This window comes from Methylotuvimicrobium sp. (assembly GCF_050611805.1).
Classification (GTDB): Bacteria; Pseudomonadota; Gammaproteobacteria; order Methylococcales; family Methylomonadaceae; genus Methylotuvimicrobium.
In genome coordinates this window covers 1-20,283 of the sequence record NZ_JBNGHF010000034.1, presented here as the reverse complement: position 1 = coordinate 20,283, position 20,283 = coordinate 1, and the positions used below count along the sequence as shown (strand labels likewise).

Annotated in this window: 17 protein-coding genes; 12 read left to right on the top strand and 5 right to left on the bottom strand. The window is 48.6% G+C overall.

Annotation, left to right across the window (positions count from 1 at the left end; translation table 11 throughout):
* Positions 1-311: 311 nt before the first annotated feature.
* From ACRJJO_RS15520 to ACRJJO_RS15495, 6 genes are all read left to right on the top strand, one after another.
* The gene (locus ACRJJO_RS15520; protein WP_431066581.1) at positions 312-2,120 is read left to right on the top strand and encodes a DUF2341 domain-containing protein; all 1,809 of its coding nucleotides are present in this window, start codon (positions 312-314) and stop codon (positions 2,118-2,120) included.
* Positions 2,121-2,204: 84 nt separating this feature from the next.
* Positions 2,205-2,609, top strand: a complete 405-nt coding sequence (locus tag ACRJJO_RS15515; protein WP_125220254.1) for an ExbD/TolR family protein — start codon at positions 2,205-2,207, stop codon at positions 2,607-2,609.
* Between the two features lie 7 nt (positions 2,610-2,616).
* Positions 2,617-3,270, top strand: coding sequence for an energy transducer TonB family protein (locus tag ACRJJO_RS15510; RefSeq protein ID WP_431066580.1), 654 nt, complete (start codon positions 2,617-2,619; stop codon positions 3,268-3,270).
* 21 nt (positions 3,271-3,291) lie between these two features.
* On the top strand, positions 3,292-5,019 hold the full coding sequence (locus ACRJJO_RS15505; protein WP_431066579.1) for a putative porin: 1,728 nt from the start codon (positions 3,292-3,294) through the stop codon (positions 5,017-5,019).
* A 4-nt stretch (positions 5,020-5,023) separates the two neighbouring features.
* Positions 5,024-5,767 carry a hypothetical protein gene (locus ACRJJO_RS15500; protein ID WP_431066578.1) on the top strand — a complete coding sequence of 248 codons (744 nt, stop codon included), beginning with the start codon at positions 5,024-5,026 and terminating at the stop codon, positions 5,765-5,767.
* A gap of 687 nt (positions 5,768-6,454) precedes the next feature.
* Positions 6,455-8,851 carry a tetratricopeptide repeat protein gene (locus ACRJJO_RS15495; protein ID WP_431066577.1) on the top strand — a complete coding sequence of 799 codons (2,397 nt, stop codon included), beginning with the start codon at positions 6,455-6,457 and terminating at the stop codon, positions 8,849-8,851.
* A gap of 319 nt (positions 8,852-9,170) precedes the next feature.
* Here the strand turns inward: ACRJJO_RS15495 and ACRJJO_RS15490 are convergent, their stop codons facing one another.
* The gene (locus ACRJJO_RS15490) at positions 9,171-9,812 is read right to left on the bottom strand and encodes a hypothetical protein (protein WP_431066576.1); all 642 of its coding nucleotides are present in this window, start codon (positions 9,810-9,812) and stop codon (positions 9,171-9,173) included.
* A 572-nt stretch (positions 9,813-10,384) separates the two neighbouring features.
* Positions 10,385-11,047: a peroxiredoxin family protein gene (locus ACRJJO_RS15485; protein WP_431066594.1), complete on the bottom strand. Its 663-nt coding sequence runs from the start codon at positions 11,045-11,047 to the stop codon at positions 10,385-10,387.
* A 790-nt stretch (positions 11,048-11,837) separates the two neighbouring features.
* Here ACRJJO_RS15485 and ACRJJO_RS15480 point away from each other — a divergent pair.
* Positions 11,838-13,175 (top strand): MFS transporter, encoded by a 1,338-nt coding sequence (locus ACRJJO_RS15480; RefSeq protein WP_431066575.1) that lies wholly within the window; start codon positions 11,838-11,840, stop codon positions 13,173-13,175.
* 6 nt (positions 13,176-13,181) lie between these two features.
* Here ACRJJO_RS15480 and ACRJJO_RS15475 read toward each other — a convergent pair whose 3' ends face one another.
* Entirely contained in the window at positions 13,182-13,727 is a 546-nt protein-coding gene (locus ACRJJO_RS15475; RefSeq protein ID WP_431066574.1) for a Slp family lipoprotein, read from the bottom strand.
* A gap of 405 nt (positions 13,728-14,132) precedes the next feature.
* On the opposite strand from ACRJJO_RS15475, the gene bamE reads away from it, so the two are divergent.
* Genes bamE through ACRJJO_RS15460 form a run of 3 tightly spaced genes read left to right on the top strand, consistent with a single transcriptional unit; the run spans position 14,133 to position 15,596 of the window.
* Positions 14,133-14,474, top strand: a complete 342-nt coding sequence (bamE, locus tag ACRJJO_RS15470; RefSeq protein ID WP_431066573.1) for an outer membrane protein assembly factor BamE domain-containing protein — start codon at positions 14,133-14,135, stop codon at positions 14,472-14,474.
* 5 nt (positions 14,475-14,479) lie between these two features.
* On the top strand, positions 14,480-14,668 hold the full coding sequence (locus tag ACRJJO_RS15465) for a hypothetical protein (protein ID WP_431066572.1): 189 nt from the start codon (positions 14,480-14,482) through the stop codon (positions 14,666-14,668).
* 1 nt (position 14,669) lies between these two features.
* Complete coding sequence (locus ACRJJO_RS15460) at positions 14,670-15,596, top strand: 5'-nucleotidase (protein ID WP_431066571.1); 927 nt, start codon at positions 14,670-14,672, stop codon at positions 15,594-15,596.
* On the opposite strand, the gene ACRJJO_RS15455 is transcribed toward ACRJJO_RS15460, so the two are convergent.
* Together ACRJJO_RS15455 and epmB are read right to left on the bottom strand one after the other, a co-directional pair.
* Positions 15,565-17,085 carry a hypothetical protein gene (locus tag ACRJJO_RS15455; protein ID WP_431066570.1) on the bottom strand — a complete coding sequence of 507 codons (1,521 nt, stop codon included), beginning with the start codon at positions 17,083-17,085 and terminating at the stop codon, positions 15,565-15,567. The genes ACRJJO_RS15460 and ACRJJO_RS15455 overlap by 32 nt on opposite strands.
* Positions 17,086-17,564: 479 nt before the next feature.
* Positions 17,565-18,572: an EF-P beta-lysylation protein EpmB gene (gene epmB, locus ACRJJO_RS15450; RefSeq protein ID WP_431066569.1), complete on the bottom strand. Its 1,008-nt coding sequence runs from the start codon at positions 18,570-18,572 to the stop codon at positions 17,565-17,567.
* Positions 18,573-18,674: 102 nt separating this feature from the next.
* Here epmB and efp point away from each other — a divergent pair, with 102 nt between their 5' ends.
* Positions 18,675-19,244, top strand: coding sequence for an elongation factor P (gene efp / locus ACRJJO_RS15445; protein ID WP_014149403.1), 570 nt, complete (start codon positions 18,675-18,677; stop codon positions 19,242-19,244).
* Positions 19,244-20,227, top strand: coding sequence for an EF-P lysine aminoacylase EpmA (gene epmA, locus ACRJJO_RS15440; protein ID WP_431066568.1), 984 nt, complete (start codon positions 19,244-19,246; stop codon positions 20,225-20,227). The genes efp and epmA overlap by 1 nt, the downstream gene beginning before the upstream one ends.
* Positions 20,228-20,283: the final 56 nt, after the last annotated feature.

Genomic DNA, 20,283 nt, shown 5'->3' with positions numbered 1-20,283 from the left:
TGGTGTTCATTGATTATAAAACGCCAGACGTAGGGTGCGCATCGCGCACCTGGGTCAGATATATCGTTGGGTTCGGCTCCATGGAAAGGTGCGCGATGCGCACCCTACGGTGCTGGTTCTGCCTTAGTTATTTAGAGAAAAAACATGGTGCCTAAATTTGCTGTGCCGAAGTAAGGGATCAAGCTAAGGGAGTTCGGATGCGAAAGTTTTATCCCTATAGCCGAACAGACGCTAAAGAGTCTTCGAATCGTCATAATAATGTCACAAATTCCTGAAATAATTTCGCTTTAAGTTAAGCACCGAGAGTACCAATGAAACGATTTGGATTTTTGTTATTTTTTTTGATGCTGATGCCGCAAATGGCTTCTGCATGGTGGAACGCCGATTGGAGTTACAAGAAAAAAATAGATCTGGATCTCAAGCAGGCGGGAGTTAGCGTTCCGGAAGATGCCGTGGCATTGATTCGTTTACACACCGGCAATTTTGCCTATTTTATGGATATAGCGGATTTGGGTAAGGATATCCGCTTTATGGCGGGAGACGACAAAACGCCGTTGAAGTTTTATATAGAAAAACTGGACTCAATCAATGAAATGGCATTGATTTGGGTCAAGTTACCGAAAGATATTGCAAAGGCCCCGGAGCCTACCCTGTATATGTATTACAGTAATCCTCTAGCGCCTGACGGGCAGGATGCGGCCGGTGTTTTTCCTGTCGATCTAGTCTTGAGCCTGCCGTTTACGAAGGATGGCGTTGCCGACATGACCGCTTATGCGAATAATCCGTCCGAAGCGACTGCCTCGGCAGGAGAAGGCGGCTTGATTGGGCATTCGGGAGTTTTTGAAGGGGAGCAAATCGTTCGGATACCGGCTTCCGCGTCTTTACTGACGGCTCCCGATCCCGGTTGGACTTTGTCTACATGGTTGAAAATCGATCAGCCGAATGAAGATGGGGTGATCTTTCAAAGAACCGGCGCGACAGGAAGCCTGACTTTTTCTGTTAGAGAACAATCGGTGAACTTAGAGATTGCCGATGCTTCCGGCGAACTGCAAACTTTCCCGGTTACTACGCCGTTGACTCCGGGTAGTTGGCATCATTTCGCCGCAATTGTAACTGCCGATAAGGTAGTGATTTATTTGGATGGAGCCGAGGCCGAATCATTTCCGCTAGTGGTGCCCGATTTGGACGGCGATATTACCATTGGCGCCGATGCCTATGGCGCGCGCGGTTTGGTCGGTGCGATCGATCAATTGAGTGTTTACAAGTCTCCGCGTTCGGCAGAAGCGATCAAGTTCGATGTTTTGATGCAAGGTCAGGCTTCGCCTTTATTGGTGTATGGCGAAGATTTGTCGCCGGAATCGGAAGACGGCGGCGGGTCGCATGTGTTGTCGACGATGCAGCATGTCTCGCTCGATGGGTGGATTATCATCGGGATCTTGGCGGTGATGTTAGTTATCAGCTTTTTGGTAATGGCCGCGAAGGCGTTGGTCTTGATCAAGAATCACAAGGAAAACCGCAGCTTCGAAGACGAGTTCATGAAGTTGAAAACCGCCGAATTGGAAGCACTGAACCACGAAGATACCGAGGACGACGAAGCGGTCAATGCCTCGCCATTGTTGGCTTCGTTGACCGGCGGGCATGAACGATTTACCGGGTCTTCCGTTTACCGGCTGTATCATGTCGGTATAGAAGAGCTGCACAATCGTCTTGCCAAGAGTGTCGGCGCCGATGTTGCCGAGGCGGTCGTCTCCGAAAAAGGCATGGATTCGATTCGTGCAGCGATGGAATCTTGTTTGATTCGAGAAACGCAAAAGCTCAACAGTCTGATGGTGTTACTGACAATTTCTATTTCCGGGGGGCCTTTTTTAGGTCTGCTCGGTACCGTAATCGGGGTTATGGCGACCTTCGGTGAAATCGCGGCCAGCGGCGAGGTTAACGTCAATGCGATCGCGCCCGGTATTGCGGCGGCATTGGCTACAACCGTTGCCGGTCTGGTCGTCGCGATTCCGTGTTTGTTCGGCTATAACTATTTGAATAGCCGTATCAAATTAATTACCGCCGATATGTATATTTTTGTCGACGAGTTCACGGCCAAGTTGTCGGAACGCTATAGCAGCTGACAAGCCCACATATCATGAATTACCGTGCTCTGTGAAGCTTTTTAGCGGCGTGCGGCACGGTCGAAGCCGAACGAGTCATATATTATGCGTTACAAAGAAGAACTGGAAAGTTACGACGATATCAATGTCACGTCCATGTTGGATTTGGCTTATGTACTGTTGATCGTGTTTATTATCATGACCACGGCCGCCGTGCAGGGCATTACCGTCAATTTGCCGAAAGCCAGCGATACGCCGAGCCTAGCCAAGCCGAAAACCAAGGCAATCACGATCACGGCCGACGGTACGATTTTTCTCGATACCTACCCGGTAACGTTGGAGCAATTGGAGTCATTGTTGCAACAGTACCGTGCGGCCGATCCGGAATTGCCGGTGATCATCAAAGGCGATGCGACCGTGCAATATCAGAACGTTGTCGATGTATTGGCTTTATTGGGCCGCATCGATATTACGCAGATCGGTCTGGTGACGCAGAACTTGGTCAAATAATGCGGTTATGAGTAAACACAAAAGCTGGAAGGTACATCTGCCGAAAATAATCGGCGGCGTTATCGGCGCGATTTTGGTTGCATTGATCATTTACGGTATTAGCAATTTCAAGCAGGAAAGCGACGGGCGTCCGCAAAAAAAAATTCAGCCGATTACCTTGTTGAAGCCGCCTCCGCCTCCGCCGCCGCCACCGAAAATTGAGAAGCCGCCCGAACCGGAAAAGATTGAGGAAAAGATTCCGGAGCCTGATCCGGAGCCTGAGAATCTTCCGGATGTCGACGACGCGCCGCCTGCCGATAGTCTAGGTTTGGATGCCGACGGCAGCGCCGGTTCCGACGGTTTCGGTTTGGCTGCTAGGAAAGGCGGGCGCGGTTTGTTGAGCGGCAATCCCAATGCTTGGTACGGCAATATCGTTAAGAATCAAATACAAGTGGTCATTTCCGAAGTCGACGATTTACGCAGAACGCGTTACACGGCGACGGTTCGTATCTGGGTTGATAAACAAGGTAATGTCACGCGATACGAATTGGTGCGCGGCAGTAACGATGCACGGATTGACGATAAGTTGCAAATGACGCTCGCGAAGTTGAAACGAATAAATAAAGCTCCGCCGGTCGGGATGAAACAGCCGATCAAATTACGAATCACGAACCGCATTTAACTTCAGTTAATGGGAAAGAAAATGTTACAGAAAAAGGCTGTCACGGCCTTAGTGTTGTTGAGCGTTTTAGGGCCGGTGCAGGCCGGTGAAAAAGAGGAATTGCTAAAACTGCGCAGCACGACCGAAAGCCTAATCAAACAATTGGTTAAACAAGGAATTTTGACCGAAGAAACCGCCGAGACGATGTTCAAAGAGGCCGAAGCCGAAGCCGGAAAAATTGCCGAGCAGGCAAGAACCGCCGCTGCGCTCAGCAATGCGGCATCGGTTGGTGAACCCGATGATGAGGAAGTCAGGGTTTCCTATATTCCCGATTTCATCAAAGATCAAATTCGCGACGAGATTCGCGCGGAACTACGCGAGGATGTGACTGGTGACGTGATCAGCAAGGCCAAGGAAGAAGGCTGGGGCTTGGCTGATGCGTTGCCGGAATGGACGCGGAAGTTTAAGTTGTCGGGGGATATGCGGTTGCGGTATGAGCCGGTGTTTTTATCGGATAGTAATGCCGCTCCCGGCCCCAGTTATCCTAATGTCCAGGCGATCAATCAACTAGGGGGGTTGACTAACGCTATCGCCAGACAAGAAGCATTCGAAAACACGCAGACGAACAACCAGCGTTTTCGCCAACGTTTTCGTCTAGGAATCGAAGCCAATATCGCGGAAGGTTTAAAGGCGGCAGTGCGATTGTCGACCGGCAATTTCCGCGATCCTGTATCGACGAATCAGACATTGGGACAAACCGGCGATCGTTATGAATTCAGTGTCGATCGAGCCTATCTGCAATACGACGATGTCGACAGTTTTGGTTTTAATTGGCTTTCTCTGATGGGAGGACGAATCAAGAATCCATTCTTCGTCGGAGGCGGCGAGTTCACCGGTGGCTCCGAGATGGTTTGGGATCCCGATTTGTCCTTCGAGGGTTTTGCCGCGACCTACCGCTATAATCTGGGTTTGACCAACGGACTCGGCGATGATGCCCGCATGATTTATGCGACTGCCGGCGCCTTTCCATTGCAGGAAGCACCGTTCAGTCACAACGACAAATGGTTATTCGGCGGACAGCTTGGGATGAACTGGGGATTCAAAAATCACGACAGCCTTAAAGTTGCCGTGGCTTATTACGATTATAAAAATATTGCTGCTAGACCGAACTCGACAGAGCCGAATACTTGCGATTTGAATAATCGAGAAAACACCGCATCAATGCCCGAGTTCATGCAAGGCGGAAATAGCCTGGCTACGATTTGTTATGAAGGGACGCAAACGGCTCCTACTCAAATACCCCAAATGTTAGGTCTCGCATCCGATTTCAATATCGTCAATGTCAATATGCGTTACGATATGTCCCTGTTCGACGATGTTCATCTGACATTTTCAGGAGACTATGCGAAGAATATCGGTTTCGATAGCGCCAAGGTTGCGGCGAGAAGGGTGCTTGGTGCGGGTGAGGTCGACGAGCAAACTACAGCTTGGCAAGTCCGTGCCGACTTGGGTTGGCTCCGAGTCGATAAGAAAGGTAACTGGAGTACTTTTGTCGCTTATAAACGGGTCGAGCGGGATGCCGTCCTCGATGCGTTTACGGATTCGGACTTTCATCTCGGCGGCACGAACGCGAAAGGTTGGATTCTCGGCGCGAACTATGCATTTTTGAACAATGTCTGGCTGACTAGCCGCTGGTTGAGCGCCGATGCGATTACGGGTCCGCCGTTCGCCGTCGACGTATTCCAATTCGATATCAACACCAAGTTCTAAGCCAATGTTAAACAAGGCCGATATAATTAAATCGATCGTACTGGCGCTTGCTGTTGTTTCAATGACGGTTACCGAAGTTCATGCTCAGGCGGCACGCCGAGACGACGGCGGCAGCGCGCGTGTTATCAACAAGCTGCAGGCGATGGTCAGAGAAATGACCGCCGAGCGCGATGCGTTGAAATCCGAAAATGAAACGCTGGCCGCGGAAATCGAAACGCTGAAAGAGCAGCATGAAGCGGCGGTTTCTCGTGAAGAAAAGCTGAGCGGCGAGCTGGACACGCAAAAAAGTACCAATGAAGCGGTTCGCGGTCGGCTCGATCAAACCCATGAGAAATTGGTAGAGGTTGTCGAAAAATATAAGGTTTTGAATCAGGCCAAAAACCAATTGAGCCTGGAACATGCCGAGTTGCAAAAACTACAAGAGTTTACCGTTTCGGAACTGGATACCTGCGAAGATAAAAATATCAAGATGTATCAAGCGACTCGAGGCATGCTCAAAGATTATAGCGGGCAAAGCCTTTGGTCGCGATTGGTGCAGTCCGAGCCGGTTTTCCAATTCAAAAGCGTCGAACTCGAAAACATCATTCAGGAATATGAAGACAAATTGATAGAGCAAAAGTACAGGCGCAAGACCGAGCTTGAGGAAGTTTACGAAGAGGCAGAAATCGTGGATGAAATGCAGGAATCCGCTCAAGATTCAGAACCTGAAGAAGCTCAAGAACCTGACGAAATTGAGGAAGGCGGTTAAAAGAAATATCGAACGATATCTAAACATCCCTCGTTCCCACGGTCCTCCGTGGGAATGCATACCGATCTTGTTTCGGCAGCCAATGTCTGGGTTCCCACGGAGGACCGTGGGAACCAGAAAAAGGGCAGCGACCGAGTGCTAAATTGCCATGTTGTCCGGCAAGACTATGGAACATGAGCGATTGGGGCTTCGATCGCCGCGACGAAGGTGTCGCTCCCACAAGGGGGCGGATGCTCTGTGGGAGCGATCCCCAGATCGTCCCTCACCTAACGCTAGGTGAGGGAAAGTCGTTAAAGGTGGGTTGCAATAAAAGTCATCGAGGTCTTATAGGCTAAGACTGCAGGCATTCCCTCGTTCCCACGGAGGACCGTGGGAACCAGAAAAGTGAAAGAGAAGCTAATGTTGCCTCGTTCCATCGTTCTAGCCTGTGAATGCATACCGATCTTGCCCTCGGCAGCCAACGCATGGGTTCCCACGGAGGGTCGTGGGAACCCGAAGTTCAATCGGTCGAACAGGTCTCCGGAAGCTAGAGCTTCCGGTCTCTGCCTTCCCAAGCTAGAGCTTGGGAAGGAGCGATAACTTATACCTATTGCCTCGCCTGCTCGCTTCCGCTCTTGGAAAATGCGAAGAAACATCAATCGGCAAACCCGTCAGAACAGCCCGAATTTCAGAACCAAACAAATATTCATGAAGTCTTTTACACGAAAGTACCGTTCCATTCTTTTTATCATCCTTTCCTCCGCAGCCTTGACTGCCTGCGACGACACCGAACGTAAAATGAACGAATATCTCGAACAAGGTAAGCAATTTTTTCAAGCGGGCGATTACGAGAAAGCCCTTGCCGCTTTCGAACAGGCGCTCGAACTTAAACCGGATCAAGTCGAAGCCTTGTTCGAATCGGCCGAGATTTCAGTAAAGTTGGGCAATGTACAACAAGCCGCAGACCTTTACCGGCAGGTCGCCAATGCCGATCCGAAACATTTGAAGGCTCGCGTCAAACTCGGACAAATCTATCTGTTGGCCGGTCAAGTCCAAGAGGCCGAGACATTGATGAAACAGGCGTTGGCTATCGATGCCGAGAGTCCAGATGCCTTGGTCTTGCAGGCTGGGATTTTGGCCGCGCAAAATAGTAGTGATGCCGCGATCGTCAAGGCGGAAGCCGCACTCGCGAAAAGGCCGGGTGATGTTCCTGCCGTATTGCTGCTTGCATCGCTCAAGGCCAAATCGGGCAAACTGGATCAAGCGATCGAGTTTGTCCGCGGTTATGCAGATCAAAATCCCGACGATACTTCGTTACGCTTGATGCTGGTCAATCTATACGTCAAGACTCAAGCTTTCGACAAGGCCGAAAAAACTCTCGAAGACATCATTAAAATCGAACCGAAACCCTTGCTGCATCGTAAGCGTTTGGCTTTGTTTTTGATCGAGCACAATCAACTCGACAAGGCTGAAAGCGTATTGCGCGATGCCGTTATCGATTTGCCCGACAATCGGCAGGCGATTGTCAATCTGCTCGATTTCCTGACCGAAAAGCGGGGGCCGGAAATCGCCGAAGCCGAACTGATTCCGTTATTGGAAGAATATCCCGACGACTTTGTTTTGAAGTTCGGCTTGGTTAATTTGTATCTGGCGCAAAATCTGACCGATAAAGCCGAGCAGGCGTTATTGGAGATAGTCGAGGCTGATCCTTCCGGTGTTCAGGGCATCAATGCCGAAAATCGCTTGGCAAGGCTCTACGCCAATACCGGCCGAAACAGGCAAGCTGCCGAATTACTCGAATCCGTATTGCACAAACAGCCCAAACAAAGCGATGCCTTGATTTTGCGCGGCGAGTTGGCGCTCGCCGAAAGCCGCTTGACCGATGCGATAAAAGACTTGCGCGAGGTGTTGGTGGATCGCCCGAACGATGTCGTGGTATTGAAGTTGTTGAGCACCGCCCATCGGCTGAATCAAGAACCGGTGCCGGCGTTGGAAAATCTTGAAAAAATCGTGCAATTGCAGCCGACCGACGAGAATGCGAGGCTTGAATTGGCCGAATTGTTGCTTACTACCGGTAATCCCGGTAAGGCCGTTCAGCATATCGGCGCGTTATTGCAAACCGATCCCAATCATAAAAAAGGATTGGAGGCTTTGTTCAAGATTTATTTGTCACAACGGCAATGGGAACAAGCCCGCCGAGTCTCGGATGCCGTGCAGCAAGCCTTTCCCGATGAAGCGACGGGGTACTATTTGGCCGGTTTGGCTTACCAAGCCGAAGGTAATTCCGAAAAGGCGGTCGAGCGCTTTGCCGATGCGTTGGTCAAACAACCCGATGCGATCGAGCCGTTGACGCAATTGGTCAATATCCAGTTGCAATCGAAAAAGCCGGACCGCGCTTTGGTCAAGCTTCAAGAAGCCGTGAAGCGGCAACCCGAGCATTTTGTCGCTTACAATCTGATGGGCGGCGTGTTGGCCGCGGCGGGCAAAGCGAACGATGCGGTCGCCGCATTCAAAAAGGCGATCGATATCAAGCCCGAGTGGGAAAATCCGTACCGCAATTTGGCCGGTATTTATCTCAATCAAAACCATAAAACGAAGGCAGTTGAAATTCTGAATAAAGGCATCGAGAAAACCGCATCGACGACCTTGACCGGCGACTTAGTCGCGATTTATCACCGCGACGGAGCTCATGATAAAGCGCTTGCCTTATTGGAGGAAAATTACCGTATGCAACCGAATTCGGCGGTGGCTTTGAATAATTGGGTCCGTTATTTGACCGAACTGGGCGACGATAGCGCAACATTGGATCGTGCGGCCAAATTGGCCGCGCCGCTGGCGAAAACGGGGCATCCCGATATGTTATATACGGTCGCCGTGTTGGCCTACAAGCAAGGTAGTTACGAAAAGGCGAAAGAGTTGTTGTTGAAAGTGACAGCGCTCGCGCCCGAATCGGCGATCGCTCAATACCGTTTGGGCATGGTGTATTTCAAACAAGGCGATAGCAAACGGGCGAAAGAGCATCTTGAGCGGGCCGTAGGCAAAGACGACAAATTTATCGGTATCGAGGAAGCCCAGCAGACTTTGAAGGCGCTTGAGGATGTTTAAATTTGTATCGGTTGCGGAGTTTATTTAAGCTACGCGGCTTCGATACCTTTTCTTCTTACCCGTCCTCTCCGGGCTTCGAAATCGCGACGAAGGCGTCGCTCCCACAATGGATTTCCAAGCGCTGTGGGAGCGACGCCTTCGTCGCGATGATCGGAGTCGCCTACACGCAAAAAACAACAGACTGAAGGAAGATAAGACATTCCAGCACCCAAGAACGCCATTTTGCGTTCTATTGCCCGATCTATTTTTTAGTATGCGATAGAAATATTAGAAAAGAAACGAGCTATAGGTAGTCCAGCGGGTGGCTGAACGATTTGCCTTAATCCGTGTTGTTTTGATCGGCGTCAAGATTGTTTCGTTTTTGTAAACTCGTCAATAAAAGAATGCCAGAGAAAAATAAGCTAATACCGGCAGGTAATGGTATTGGGGCTGAAGGAGTAATTCCGTCCGGTAATTGGACTAGGGCAGGAGGAGCTATAAGTATTGGATACAAAATTTGAACTGGATCGATATTTGGTGAATTCAACGCACCGCTTACACTGATAGAACCCGGAGTGTTACCCACTAGAAGGGTACCTCTGCCTGCAGAGACAGAAATGCTGCTATAACTATCTCTCGAATTGCCGATATCACTTCCTTGGGATAATGTTATCGAGCCTTCGGGCGCACCGAAGACTACATCGGAACCAATAAGCATATTACTGGCTACTAATTCAATCGTCGGTGCGCTAAGGGTTGCATTATCGATCGATAAAGAACCGCCGGAAGTTATCGAGATTTTACTATCGGACTCGATTGTCCCGTCGGATATAGAGAAATCTCCGGAACAGCCGAGCGAGACGGATTTGAAAAACGAAACCGTTTGAATGCCGGAACAGTTCATCGATCCGATGTTAGCGATCGAAACTGCATGGGCTTGAAACGACGCTAGCATCAACAGAAGTAAGGAAGGCCGGCTCATTATTAACCCCTAGTGTGTATATATGTTTGGATTTTAGCGAGCCTTTATGACATTTCGGTTAAAAATTGAATCAATCTATTTCTGAGGCCGATATTGTCAGGATATGCATAAAGGATTGGAGCAAGCGGCGCTAAAAAAAAGATGGTTTTCGAAAAGATTGCAATCCGATGGAATACGATAGTCGCCAAGTAATTGTTCAGACCTTGCATCCAAAACAAGTTGACAACTTGGCCTCCCCCTTTAAAAAAGGAGGATTATGCTGTTACCCAAGCTCCAGCTTGGGTAAGCTGTTCAGGAAGCTCTAGCTTCCCGACGATCAAGGAAGATTGAACGAGCGAGTCGGGGTTGATTGCGGTTGTTTCGGTCACTGGAAGCAGGAGCTTCCGGGGCGTGTTTCCCAAGCCGGACCTTGGGAAAGAGCGTGATGCGGGTTGGTCGTTTTTAGCTTGACGCGCATGGCTTACGAACCCCGTCCTGCTAGGGGATATGCTGATCTTTGGGCTTTAGCTGAAGAAACTTGCTAATCAGTTAATTCTTTGCCAACCTAATGGCAAAAAACATCATTACTGTATTTATGCTTCAAGCAGCTTTTGAATTCTAAATTCCAGTTCAGGATCATGTCCGAACAAGCATTCGGCCAACCGGCCTTCTTTGTCGATTAGAATGCTGGACGGCGTGCCTTGCAGATCGAAAAGTTCGAAGGTTTCGGCACGGTATTTAAGGCCTTCAAGGTAAAAGGCTACATTTTGCCGGATTTGCTCGCGTTGCAGATCGCTTTGTTGCTCGAAATCGGGAATACGCGAATTTATGAACTCGGTAATTTCTTCGTCGGTGAAGTTTGCCCTGCGTTCGATCAAGCGGTCCATGGCCAATGGAAATGGGATCCGATAGGAAAGCTTGCCGTCATCCAGCAAATCATGTTCGGCCAATACACGATAGGTATGCCCGATGACCTGTTGTTGATCAACCAAAAGCTTTAAGTTGTCCAGCGTGTTTCTATCGAAATCTTCGAAAGCCGTTGATATGCCGATGACCGTCAGGCCCTTATCGGAGTATTTTCGATGCATTTCTATTGCCTGGGGCAAGCCATAAAGGAAGCAGCCGGGACAATTGAGTTGAAAGACTTCGATAAGTACGACTCGCCCGTGTTGCTGTGTTAAATCAATAGGGTTTCCCTGTACCCAATCGGATACTGGCAATAGTGGAACTGTTTGGCTAATTCGAATTTTATTCATCATTATTTACCCGAATATGTTGTTACGGTTTCGGACTCGCAAAGTAAGATTTTTGGAGTTAGTGTTTCGTTTCGACCATCGTTGTCGAAAAAGGTTTTGTTGACGAGCTTCTCGAAACCGGCATGCAAGAGGTAACTTTTCAGTCCTCCGGCAATTATCGTTCCCATGCTCTGCGCTCATCGTTATACATAAATTGTAGGGTACGCTGCGCGTACCAAAACCGTGCCCTGGCGGCTCGGTTGGCACATGAACATTGCGGGGTTACCATGGTACGCTCAGCGTACCCTACGCGGATCGCCTAGCGCTAGGTGGTCCGCGAGTGTTAAGTGACAATAAATGGTATTGAGGTCTCATTGGCTAAGCTTGCAAAAGGGTAATTTTTTGGCTTATGTATAACGATGAGCGCTCTGCGTGGGAATGCCTGAGTACCGCTCCAGCGGTACGAGACGCTAGAGCGTCTCGGTCTTCGTTCCCACGCTGGAGCGTGGGAACGATAGGGGGGATGTGAATAATTACTGCAAGAGCGTTCAGGGTTTCTCTAGCCGGAGAGGCTGTGAAAGTATTCAATATTATGAAATAACCATGAAAAGCATGAGGCAATATTAAGGATTAAATTTTTGATATTATTGTCTTTCTCTTCATTTTCTTCATGTTCTTCATGGTGAATAAATATTTTATGAAGTATCGATGAATACTTACAAATCAATTTATTTTCCGAGTCTATAATGTCGTTTTTACGGGAATCGCAAAGAATATCCCAAATCAGTCAATTCAAGTCAGGAATAAGGCAATGAATCCACGTGTTAGAGCGTCGAATAAAGAAATATTCGGTTGGGCGATGTTCGATTTTGCAAACCAGGCGTATACCTTGCTCATTGTAACGGTCGTCTTCGGCGATTTATTTACGCGAGTGATCGTCGGTGATGCGCCCGATTATCGGCTGGGTAATCTACTTTGGAGTCTTTCGTTGGCAATCGGTTATTTGGGTGTCGTCATTTTTTCGCCCATAGCCGGCGCAGTTATGGATTACACAGCCAATAAGAAACGTTTTTTATTCGGTAGTTATCTATTGACGGTGTTCAGTACGGCAGCGCTTTATTTTGTCGAGCCGGGTTTGGCGTGGTTGGGCGTATTATTATTGATTATTTCTAATTTTGCCTATTCGATCGGCGAAGCATTTATTGCGGCATTTTTACCCGATCTCGGCCCGCCGGACGATTTAGGCAAAATTTCCGGTTTCGGTTGGGCGCTCGGTTATGTCGGCGGGATGGTTTCGGCGATATTTGTATTGCTCGTGCTGGGTGAAGTTAGCGCTGAAAATTTTGAAAGTATTCGTTGGGTGGGCCCCTGGGCGGCGGCATTTTTCTTAGTCGCGGCGATTCCGACTTTTTTATGGGTCAAGGAGCGTGGCGTGCCTTGTCCATTGCCGCCTGGAACAGGATATTTTCGTATCGGTATCGGCCGTGTGCGAAATACGGTTGAACATATCAAGGATCACCGCGACCTAGCGGTAATGTTGGTGTCGATTTTTTTCGCGATGAGCGGTATATATATCATCATTACGTATGCATTCATCTATGGTGCGCAAATTATCGGTTGGGACGAAGAGGTCAGAACTTGGATGTTCATTATTGTGCAGATTACCGCAGCCTTAGGGGCGGTGGCTTTTGGTTTCATACAAGATAAGTTGGGTGCGTTGTTTACTTATCGGCTGACGTTGATATTGTGGATATCGGCCATTGCGATGATTTATTTGACTCCTGTGTTTACTGAGATGATGCTGTCTCAGTTCAATGTCGCTTGGCAAGCGCAATATGTTTTTTTATTCGTCGGTAGTGTTGCGGGGTTGAGTTTAGGGTCTTGCCAGTCGTCGACTCGAACTCTAGTCGGCTTGTTCTCGCCGTTATCGCGTTCTGCCGAGTATTTCGGTTTTTGGGGTTTATCGATGAAGTTGGCCGGCATGTTCGGCTTAATGGCAATAGGTTTGTTGCAGATTTTGGTCGGGCTGAAAAGCGCGATCTTGTTTTGCATTGTACTATTTGGCGCGGCTTTGTATTTCAGCCGACAAGTAAGCGAGGCAAACGGGCGCGCGGCGGCCGAGAAAGCTGACCGGGAGTGTGTTCTATAATTGGAATTAATACCACGGATAATAAAAACGAGGACGATAGCGGTAGTACCCGTAAGGATAAAAGCCCCAGGGATAAGGTCCGTAACCGAAACCGGCGCCGAAATCGCAGCGGCAATCCCTTTGAGTGCGTTCGGGCCAACGATGAACCGTTTGGATTTCGACGACGGGTACAGTCAGCGATTTATTGCCGATTTTAAGCGTATCGCTGCCTTTTAGTGTGCCGGCGGCTGTGATTTGGGTATTTTTACGGTAAACGGCAGGGTCGTAAAATTCGGGAGTTTCCAGGATGAATCGACCTGCGGTTTCTTTGTCGGTTTGCGGTCTTCCGAATCTGTCTAACGGGTAATGAAGAATCTGTAGTCGGCTAAGGTTCTCCTCATTATCGACTTGGATGATCGTGCCGCCCCAGCGTACTCGGTAATTTTTATAGGTGTCGATGCGGTTGATGGTTTCGATATATTGAATGTCCGGCACCGGTGCGTTTTGTATTGCCACGGGTAGGCTGGAACATCCCGGTAAGATGAATGCGCAAAAGAGGGTAAACCATTTCATAGCCTGGGCTCACGGTGTTTATTGATATTTGTTTCAGACCTTTTTTTTAACGCCTAATTCATTTTAGACGATTTCTCTCGATATTTCGGCGAGTGTGTGATTACGGCTTATGAGAGAACGCAGTTTCAAGGTCTTTGGTCGCGGTTTTTTAGGATTCGGTCGTAAATAACTTCCCTATTTTTAATGCACGGTAAGCAGGTTCGGTAACCCGCTACAAAACTCATAGCTCCAGGAAGTTATTTTTCATGAAATCCTTAGGACTTGAGTAAATAAAATTTATAAAAGCCTTGTAAACAGTTAATATGGCTCAATATTTAAATACGACTTACGCGGTGGAATTATGCCGAATAATGGCTTTTCCATGCTGTTTTCATCAGAAAATTTAATCGAATAGGATCAATTGCTATGAAAAATGTTAGTTTACCTTCTTTACGGGCTTTGAATTTAAGTCTTATATTGTTTGCCGGTTCGATAGGTGTCGCGGGGCTTTCCGGTTGCGCTACGGTCGGTAAGGATTTTGCCGCATCGCGGGTGATGGATCTAAAAATCGGCGAGACGACTCAAAATCAAGTACGGGAAATGTTTGGTCAGCCATGGCGGATGGGCATGGAAGACGGTCGTCACACTTGGACGTACGGAAAATATAAATATTCCTTATTCGGACCGGCCGAAACAGAGGATTTGGTCATTCGCTTTGACAATAACGGCATTGTTCGGTCGTATACCTTCAATACCAGTAAAAAATAAGGAATATGTACAAAATAACTTCTACCAGCATTACGCATTGTGGCGGTTCGGTGACTCGCTTGACAGGAAGCCGTGAATACTTCGATGTAGGCTTGACGGCGGCTTTCCCTGCCACCGACCCTGTCAATCGAGCCGCCGACCCCCCTTCCAACAGTTATCGAATTTATTTCATGTTCGTTACCAAGTGCCGATGATATGACGGCGCCGATCGAGATCACGCATCAAAAGCTGGTTGTTGCTGTTTCATCCCGGGCTTTGTTTAACTTGGACGAGTCGCACCGTATCTTCGAGAAGGAAGGCAAGGAGGCTTTTTGCCGTTACCAGATCGAGCATGAGGATGAAATACTGGAGCCCGGTTTCGGTTATGAACTGGTGAAGAAGTTTCTGGCGTTGAACGCCATCAGCAAAAGCGGCCCGATTGTCGAAGTGATCTTGTTGTCTCACAACAGTGCCGATACCGGTCTTAGAATTTTTAATTCGATCGCGCATCATAAACTCGATATTTCCCGCGCGGCGTTTACCAGCGGTGTTTCACCTTACGAATATATTCGGGCATTCGGCGCGCATTTGTTCCTTTCGTCGAATGCGGTCGATGTCGCTAACGCCTTGGCGGCGGGTTATGCGGCCGCGACGATATTGTCGGGTTCTTCGCTGAAAAAGTCTCATGATCAATTGCGTATCGCATTCGACGGCGATTCGGTCTTGTTTTCGGACGATTCCGAGCGTATCTATCAAGAGCGCGGTCTAAGCGCATTTACCGAAAACGAGTGCAGCCAAGCTAAAAATCCACTGCCTGGAGGTCCTTTCAAGGAGTTTTTGAGTACATTGCATCGTATTCAGGCTCAGTTCGACCCGGATGCCGTGCCGATTCGTACGGCTTTAGTAACCGCGCGCGGCGCGCCGGCTCACGAACGGGTGGTTAGGACGCTTAGACTTTGGGGGGTCAGAATCGATGAGGCTTTATTTTTAGGCGGCATGCCGAAAGGCCCTTTCTTGGATGCTTTCGGTGCGGATATCTTTTTCGACGATCAACAAGGTCATTGCGAATCGGCTGCTCGGCATGTTGCCGCGGCTCATGTGCCGCACGGGGTCAATAATCGGAAACGATCCGGTAATGCATGAAATGGTCGTTTTCTTCGATGAGTTTTTTCAGAAAATATCGGCTTTCGGGCCGATCGGAGCGTATGAGTTGATCGCCGGTTGAATATTTGCCGGGCGGTAAAAAGGCGGAGCTATCCTTGTTCGGTACTTCGATCGTGATGGCCTCGAAGTGATTCGACAGTCTCTGAATTGAAATGGATTTCGGCTCGCCGGGAATTGTTTCAATGAGCACCTGCTGAGAGGGCGATGTGTTGCTGAGCGATTCGCGAATGATGCCGAGTTTCGGTTTGGTTTGTTCGTTATAGATGATTATCGGTTGGCCGGTAGCGATGCCGTCTTGTTTCGCTTGACCCAAATAATAGTTTGGAATTTTAGCCTGCTGTAAATGAATCCGGTCCGTTACGATACTTTTGCCCGGTCGTTGCGATAAATTCATGTGTTGAGGGCTTGCCGACTTAAAGTCGCTATCCAAAGGTGCGAGTTCCAAGTCGCGAATCGATGCAGCGGGGGCGGGTTGACCGCTTATGCGGTTGATTTTAAAGATTCGTTCCAGACGCTTTAAGCTTGCGCTTATCGCGGTCAAGCCGATTGCAAAGTAATGCGCCTTCGGTTTTGATAGCATGATGGAGTCGAGTATTTCCTGATGTCCGTTTAGTTTTTGTCTTAGCTTAAAAAAATAACCGTCATGAGCTTCGATTTCCGGAGCAATTTCGAGCAAGTGCCGTGAGACGGCTTCGATATCAAAGACAAGCCCGGTTCCTTCCGGATCGTTCGGAAGAATCTTTCGCGGTTTATTTTCGCAAGTGTCCCAGAAATAAGTGTTGGTTGAGTCAAAAGTATTTTCGATTTTGATCAGTTCTGCGCATTTTCCGGCGAGATTGTAATACCAGGAGATGCGTTCAGGTGAGGCAGGGTAGGGCTCGAATAACGCGAATAATAGATTGCGTTGCAACACCAATACAATCGATTGAAGCGGTTTAAATGCTTGAAACTTGGTTGAAATAGCCGAATGAAATAATTTTTCTTCAACGGCGATTCGATAGAGTTCGGCCGTTTTTTGCCAAAGCGTCATTGACTGGCGTTCGGAAATCAATGTGTTCATTCGCATCGTTAAACCGGCCAGTTGAAGCCCGGAGTAAATGGCGTGGGCCTTGCGGTCTTGGGTTAAGGGTTGATCGATTGCGGCATGACAATAGGCGAGACAGTGGCTCCGTAAAAGTTGGCTTCCGAGTCTTGCAATCTTGCGGGACTTAGGATTAACCGAACCTTCGGCAGCAATTGCAGGTACCAGTAACGAGTAAAGTTTATCGGAAACATGAAGGGTCGATGGGCTTAATAAATCGAGTGTTGATAGTAGGTCGCTGTCGCCTATACCGATGCGGTAAAGAATTTTTAAAACCGCATAAAGTTCCATGCCGGATGATATCGCATCGAGTTCGCTGAGTTGGCTCAACCATGAGCTAACCGATTCCGTCTCAAGTGAAAATGGTAATGATTCAGCTTTTTTCATTGTAAGGATCTCGGTCATTTTTTTAATAATTGTAATCGGTGTAGCTATCTTCGTTGAGAAAATGTTCGCAATTCGACTTACGGGTAAATAATTTATTGAGATAACGTACCCTTCGTAGATCAAAATTCGGCACCAGGGGGGGCGTCAAAGGACGCCGTGACCCCCATCACCTAAATTCCTTAGTCCATTAGTCTGAAAAGAACAGTTGGCATGTGTTTTAGACCGTTCGTGCTGAGCCAATTCGAAACATGAAGGGTCTACAACACTTTCACCGGCTTAGTGAAGTCTCAAACTGCTCTTTTTATAATTAGCTATGGTTAACTATCTTGAATAATTTAGGCGCTGGGTGAATACGTCCATGTAGGCTCTAAGTGAGCTCCGTGCCGATCCCTCATCTAGCGTTAGGCAAGGGATCGGACATCCGGCCCCTCCTGGGCCACTACCGAAATTTGAAGTGCAAAAGGTATGCATCTATGTTGTTATGGAGTAAGCGGCTGTTTATAAGGACTTCCGGCGATTTCTCGCACCAATTTCGGTACGAGATAACCCGGCAGTCTTTTTTGCAGGGTTTCGTATAGGCTCAAAGTTCTTTCATCGGAAACTTCAAAATGCCCGGTACCGGTCGCCTTGTCGAGGCAATGCAAATAGTAAGGCACGATGCCGTTGCGAAACAAAGTTTCGCTGAGCCGGCAGAGTTGATCGGCATTGTCGTTGATGTTTTTTAGTAACACAGCCTGATTGAAAAGCATGATGCCGGTAAGCTTGAGTTTACGGCTTGCGGTCTCGACGGCGGTACTTATTTCGTTGGCATGATTGCAGTGCATGACGATCGTAACGCTTGGCCTTGCGGTATTCAGGGTCTTGATTAATTCATCAGTGATTCGCGACGGCAGCACGATAGGGATGCGGCTATGAATGCGGATGCGGGTTAGATGTTCGATCGCATTTAGCTGCTCGATGAGTTCGGCTAGACGGCTATCGCTTAATAACAACGGGTCGCCGCCGCTGAGAATGACTTCGGTTATGCTCGTATCATTGCGGATATATTCGATGGCCCGGTTTTGTTTTTGGCGTCCGAGTTGGTAATCGGCATACGGAAAATTTCTACGAAAGCAATAACGACAATTGATCGCGCAGGTTCCGGTATTGATCATCAATACCCGGCCTTGATATTTGTGCAAAATATGGTTTTCGCGGGTAGCCATGAGATCGCCGACCGGATCGTCGTTGAAGCCCGGGTTGGCGAGGGTTTCATAGTGAACCGGTAGGATTTGAAGCAATAAAGGATCGTTGGGATCGTTTTTATGCATGTTTTCTGCAAAGCTTTTCGGCACTTTCAGTGCAAATTGCTTCGCGGCCTGTTTCGATATCGGTAAGTTTTTTGGGTCGAGTTCCAAGAACACGCACAGCGCATCGATAGTCGTGAAGGCTTCGGCAAGCTCTTGTTGCCAGGGAATTTTCGGGATAAACGGAGGGTTTTTGGTCATCGGGTGCGATTTCGTGTTTCTAACAGTTCGGGCGTCTATTATAATGGCGAGCTTTTATTTTTAATTAATTCTTTATTCTTAATTGGCAGTCGTGAGGAAAATATGGCCACATTTAGTACCAATGAATTTAAAGCCGGATTGAAAGTTATGCTGGACGGCGATCCCGCCGCGATTATCGAAAACGAATTCGTCAAGCCGGGAAAAGGCCAAGCATTCAATCGGGTTAAGATCAGAAATCTGAAAACTGGACGAGTCATCGAAAGAACGTTCAAATCGGGCGAGTCTTTAGAAGGCGCCGATGTGGTCGATATCGAAATGCAATACCTCTATAACGACGGTCAATTCCGTCACTTCATGGTTCCGGATACTTTCGAACAGTATCAGGCTGATGAAAAGGCCGTCGGAGATGCCGGCCTTTGGCTTAAGGATCAAGATATGTGTACCGTGACGCTATGGAACGACGTTCCTCTTTCGATCGTGCCGGCCAATTTTGTCGAATTGGCGATTACCGAAACCGATCCGGGCGTCCGCGGCGATACTTCCGGTGGCGGCGGCAAACCGGCAGTTTTGGAAACCGGCGCGGTCGTTCGCGTGCCGTTATTCGTGCAAACCGGCGAAGTGATCAAGGTCGATACTCGTACCAGCGAGTATGTTTCGCGCGTCAAAGAATAGTGACACCGGGCGATTGGCGACCGACCGGTTCGTTGGAGCATTTGCGTCAGCGGGCGCGAATGCTGGCTGCGATTCGCCGGTTCTTCGACGAATCGAATATACTTGAGGTTGAAACACCGCTCCTCTGTCACGGCATCGGCACAGATCCGCAGTTAGCCTTTTTCAGTACCGAGTTTTGCTTTCATCCGAATAGGCAGATGCTGTATTTGCAGACTTCGCCCGAATTTGCGATGAAGCGATTGCTGGCAGCTGGTTATGGTTCGATGTACCAAATCTGTAAGGCTTTCAGAAACGGCGAGTCCGGCCGTTTTCATAATCCCGAATTTACTTTGCTCGAATGGTATCGAGTCGGCTTCGATTTATTTCAATTGATGGCGGAAATCGACCGGTTGATACAGGTTGTCGCGAAGCCTTTTAGAACACTTAAGCAAACGCATACCGTTCATTACCAAGAAATCTTTCGAAATTATACCGGTCTTGATCCGCTGATGTTTTCGGCCAGCGTTTACCGGGAATTTGCCGAAAGCGCGGGCCTACCGGAAGCTGTTTCGATTTGTGAAAACGATCATGCGCTGTGGCTGGATTTTCTTTTCAGTCATTGCGTGCAGCCTCATCTGGGAGAAGGCCGTTTATGCATGGTTTACGGGTTTCCGGCCTGTCAATCGTCGCTTGCGCGCCTGAATGCCGATAATCCCGCAATAACCGACCGTGTCGAGATTTTTATCGACGGCGTGGAATTGGGTAACGGTTTTTATGAACTGTGTAATGCCGACGAGCAGGAGGCCCGTTTCGATAAGGAAATCGAATTTAGATCCAGCAATGGGCTGCCGCCTGTTGACAAAGATCGGCGCTTCTTACAGGCGCTCGAATCGGGTTTGCCCGATTGTTCCGGGATGGCGATCGGTTTGGATCGTTTATTGATGGTGATGGCCGGAGCCGAGTCTATCGAGCATGTCTTGGCGTTTCCTGTCGATAGGGCTTGATGGTGAAAGGTGAAAGGTGAAAGGTGAAAGGTGAAAGGTGAAAGGTGAAAGGTGAA